Raw genomic sequence first — 4,200 nt, 5'->3', positions numbered from 1 at the left:
GGAATTGTTATGGGGTCTAAAAACGAATGGGCACCTATAGAATATATCTTTACGGGTCTCAATACATTAAAACCTGGAATGATTGAGGAAGCCACAAAAAATGCCCGGGGGGTGGCCGAGAAATTTGCACGGGATTCCAATTCAGAAGTAGGTCAGATCCGCGTTGCCCGGCAGGGGCTCTTCTCAATTACCAACCGGGATGCCAATACCCCTCAAATCAAAAAGGTACGGGTGGTCACGACCATCGATTTTCAGCTGGAGGATTAAACCTTCTCCCCCTGGGTAAGTTCTGTAAAAAGGTTTTCGAGGTTTTTTGTCTTGCGACTCAGTTGCAGGGTCTTGAGTTGATTGTCATGCGCAAAATCAAATACAACACCCCGCATGTCTTTTGAAGTGGTAAAACTCAATTCATATACAAACCCCCCCGTATTTTTAACCGTATCCACATGGGGGAGTCTTTCGAGCAGCACCTCTTCCACCCGGTAATCAAATTCAACTTCTACGATCTGGGTTTCGTCTTTTCTAAGTTCATCCATAGTGGCATCAGCAACCAGTACCCCATGGTCGATGATCAGTACCCGGTCGCAAACGGCTTCAACTTCTTTCATGATATGTGTTGAAAGCAGGATGGTTTTTTCCTTTCCGGCCTCTCGAATCAGTTTCCGGATTTCCAGGAGTTGATTCGGATCCAGACCTGTAGTAGGCTCATCGAGAATGAGGACTTCCGGTTCGTGAATGAGGGCTGCGGCGAGCCCTACCCGCTGCCTGTAACCTTTGGAGAGCTGCCCGATTTTTTTATGGACCTCCGGCCCCAGGCCCGTTTGGTCGATTACTGCCTGAATCCTGCTTCGCGATACCCCGTATACCGACCTGCAGAACTCCAGGTACTCTTTAATGTAAAGCTCGAGGTACATGGGATTGTGTTCGGGTAAATATCCAACACTCCGCTGTACGTCCTGAGGTTGGGAGCGGACGTCAAAACCGTTCACCTCAGCCATACCTGTATCCGCTTTATGATTGGTCGTGAGTATTTTCATCAAAGTGGATTTTCCCGCTCCGTTGGGTCCGAGAAAGCCCACTACTTCTCCTTTTCGGGTTGAAAAACTGACATCATACAGCGCGAGTTGGGAGCCAAAGCGCTTACTGATATGGGAGACCTTAATCGACATGTAGGGTGTATTTTATTGTAAAAGTAAACAATGATGAATTACAAGCTTTTAAAAAACAGAAATCTCCCTTGCAGTTCGAAATGGGTTTAAGCAGATTTTGCGTGATCTTAAGACTATAATCCCGTTCATTGCACTGCATTATTTCCAGTAAAGCGTGCATTTTACCATAAATAATTCAGCATAAGAGGTGAAATCTGAAAAAATCCTAAAAAAATGGGATGCCCCATGGCAGTTGCAAATTAATAGCTACTTTAGCCACAGATAGTAACAACAATGACTTCTACGTATTTCTGGACCGGGTTTTATTTCTACTTCTTTTACCGAAGAGGGCAGGGACCGTTGTAGACTACGCAGAGAGTTTGTAAGATAGGGTCCCGTTTTAACGGGATTTTTTTTTGTACAAAAACAGCTCACAAATGGTGCCAGTTCGAGTGGCAATTCAGGGAATAAAGGGTTCAAACCACCACCAGGTCGCGGACGATTTTTTTAAATCTGATATGGAATTGGTAGAATGCCTGTCATTCCACGCCCTTGTGGATGCACTCCTGGCAGGAAAGGCCGACAAGGGGGTTATGGCTATAGAAAATTCAATAGCAGGATCCATCATCCCCAATTATGCCCTGGTGTGTGAAAATCATTTGCATATCATCGGAGAACACTATTTGAATATCCATCACCATCTGATGGCCCTGCCGGGTCAGGAGATATCGGATTTAAGCGAGGTGCGAAGTCACCCGATGGCCTTGTTGCAATGCAGGGAATATCTCAAAACCCAACCCCATATTAAAATGGTAGAAGATGTGGATACGGCGGAAACGGCTCATAAGATTCACCAGAAGCAATTAAGGGGCATCGCAGCCATTGCGCCCCAGGTGGCTGCCACCTTATATGGCCTTGACATTCTAGCCCGGGATATTCAGACCATTCCAAACAACGCCACACGGTTTATTGTGGTAAAAACCACGAACAAAGTCCTGCCCCGGGAAGAGATCGATAAGGCTTCCCTGCGGTTTATTACGGATCATAAAAGGGGCAGTCTGGCAACTGTATTGAATGTTATGAGCGATTGCAACCTGAACCTCACCAAGATTCAATCCCTGCCGGTTATTGAGACCCCCTGGAAGTACTCCTTCTTTGTCGACGTCACTTTTGAACATTATTCCGATTTTGAGAAGGCAAAATCCCTGATTTCTATTTTAACGGAGGATTTTCAACTCCTGGGAGAATATAAAAATGCACGCATATGATACAGATTGCTGACAGATTACAAAAGGTTCAGGAATATTACTTCTCCAGGAAATTGCGGGAAGTACGCGGGCTTAAGGAGGCTGGACATCCCATTCTCAATATGGGAATTGGTAGCCCGGATCTGCCCCCTTCGCCGGAAGTACTCCAAACGCTGACGGATTCCCTGAAGGATCCCGGGGCGCATCAGTATCAAAGCTATCAGGGCCTTCCGGAGCTCCGACAGACCATTGCGGATTTCTACCAAAAGAAATTCGGGGTAGGATTGGATGCCCAGTCAGAAGTATTGCCCCTGATGGGATCAAAGGAGGGAATCATGCATATCAGTATGGCTTTTCTGAACCCCGGAGATCGGGTGTTGATTCCCGACCCGGGGTATCCCACCTATGGGTCGGTAACGCGGTTGGTGGGAGCAGAGGCAATTCCCTATGCCCTTACCGAGTCCAATAACTGGTTCCCGGATCTGGCAGCCCTGGAGGCGGGGGGATTGAATGGCGTCAAACTGATGTGGGTGAGTTATCCACATATGCCCACCGGCGCCGTAGCCACGCGCCAGCAACTCCTTGAACTGGTTCGTTTTGCGCGAAGAAACAAGATCCTCCTGGTCAATGATAACCCTTATAGTTTTGTATTGAGTCGTCACCCCCTGAGTATTCTTGAAATTCCGGACGGACAGGGATATGTACTGGAGCTGAATTCGCTCAGTAAAACTTTTAACCTCGCGGGCTGGCGTGTGGGAATGCTCCTCGGCAATGCCGATCTCCTGCAGGCCGTACTCAAGGTGAAAAGCAATATGGATTCCGGGATGTTTTATGGAATTCAGAAAGGCGCCATAGCGGCCCTGAGAAGCGGGTCTGAATGGTTCGATGCCCTGGATGAGACCTACAGGGTGCGCAGGGCAGGTGTTTTCCAGGTAGCCGACCGTCTGGGTTGCAGCTATGACCCGAGGGCGGTGGGGATGTTTGTCTGGGCGCGTTTACCGGAAGGCAGCCCGGATGCTGAAACCTACGTGGATCAATTATTATATGAGAAACACATCTTTGTCGCCCCGGGTACTGTATTTGGCCCGCAGGGGGAGGGCTATATTCGGTTTTCGCTCTGTGTACCCCAGGAACAGATCCGGGAAGCCCTCAAGCGCCTCGAACCCGTGCGCGCAGCAGACAACCTGACTAAAGAAACAGAAAGATGAAAGCAGTAATTATAGGAGTCGGACTCATAGGGGGGTCATTTGCCCGGGATCTGAGAAATGCGGTACCCGGGGTTGAAATTGCCGGGGCGGACCACAATGAAACCCATCTCGATATGGCCGTAACCCTGGGGCTGGTAGACCGGGCCATGGAGGATGGAGATTTGGAGGTAGCGGATTTGGTCTTGCTCAGTATACCCGTCAATAGTCTTTTGAATGAATTGCCCCGGGTTCTGGATGCGGTTGGGGAGCACACCCTTGTTCTGGATGCGGGATCTACAAAGGCTGAAATTTGCCGAGCCGTTTCCACACATAGCCATAGACGTAATTTTTTGGCCTGCCACCCAATCGCCGGAACGGAATTTACGGGACCACAAGCTGCTGTTTCAGGTCTTTTCGAAGGAAAAACAAATATCATATGCGAAGTGGAACAAACCGCCTTTCGGATTCAGGAACGCGCACTGGACCTCTTTGGGAAGATGGGGATGCGGATACGGTATATGAATCCCGAAGCCCACGACCGGCATATTGCCTATGTTTCACACCTTTCACATATAAGTGCCTTTATGCTGGGGAAAACGGTGATTGAAAAAGAGCGGA

The 4,200-nt window shown here is 48.6% G+C and carries 4 protein-coding genes and 1 pseudogene; 4 read left to right on the top strand and 1 reads right to left on the bottom strand.

What is annotated here, in order from left to right; genetic code table 11:
• Positions 1 to 267, top strand: a pseudogene (locus tag WBV75_RS12455) (SIMPL domain-containing protein); the annotation flags it as partial.
• On the opposite strand, the gene gldA reads toward WBV75_RS12455, so the two are convergent.
• Positions 264 to 1,169 (bottom strand): gliding motility-associated ABC transporter ATP-binding subunit GldA, encoded by a 906-nt coding sequence (gene gldA / locus WBV75_RS12450; protein ID WP_424120913.1) that lies wholly within the window; start codon positions 1,167 to 1,169, stop codon positions 264 to 266. The pseudogene WBV75_RS12455 and the gene gldA sit on opposite strands and share 4 nt — an antisense overlap.
• 416 nt (positions 1,170 to 1,585) lie before the next feature.
• Between gldA and WBV75_RS12445 the strand changes: the two genes are divergently transcribed.
• The 3 genes from WBV75_RS12445 to WBV75_RS12435 all read left to right on the top strand — a co-directional run.
• Positions 1,586 to 2,416, top strand: a complete 831-nt coding sequence (locus WBV75_RS12445) for a prephenate dehydratase (RefSeq protein WP_424120912.1) — start codon at positions 1,586 to 1,588, stop codon at positions 2,414 to 2,416.
• Positions 2,413 to 3,603, top strand: coding sequence for a pyridoxal phosphate-dependent aminotransferase (locus WBV75_RS12440; protein WP_424120911.1), 1,191 nt, complete (start codon positions 2,413 to 2,415; stop codon positions 3,601 to 3,603). Before WBV75_RS12445 ends, WBV75_RS12440 begins: the two co-directional genes overlap by 4 nt.
• Positions 3,600 to 4,200 (top strand): prephenate dehydrogenase/arogenate dehydrogenase family protein (locus WBV75_RS12435; protein ID WP_424120910.1); only part of this gene is annotated, 601 nt, incomplete at its 3' end. The genes WBV75_RS12440 and WBV75_RS12435, both read left to right, overlap by 4 nt.

This window comes from Robiginitalea sp. (genome assembly GCF_049588695.1).
Taxonomy (GTDB): domain Bacteria; phylum Bacteroidota; class Bacteroidia; order Flavobacteriales; family Flavobacteriaceae; genus Robiginitalea.
This window is presented reverse-complemented; position numbering and strand designations above follow the sequence as displayed.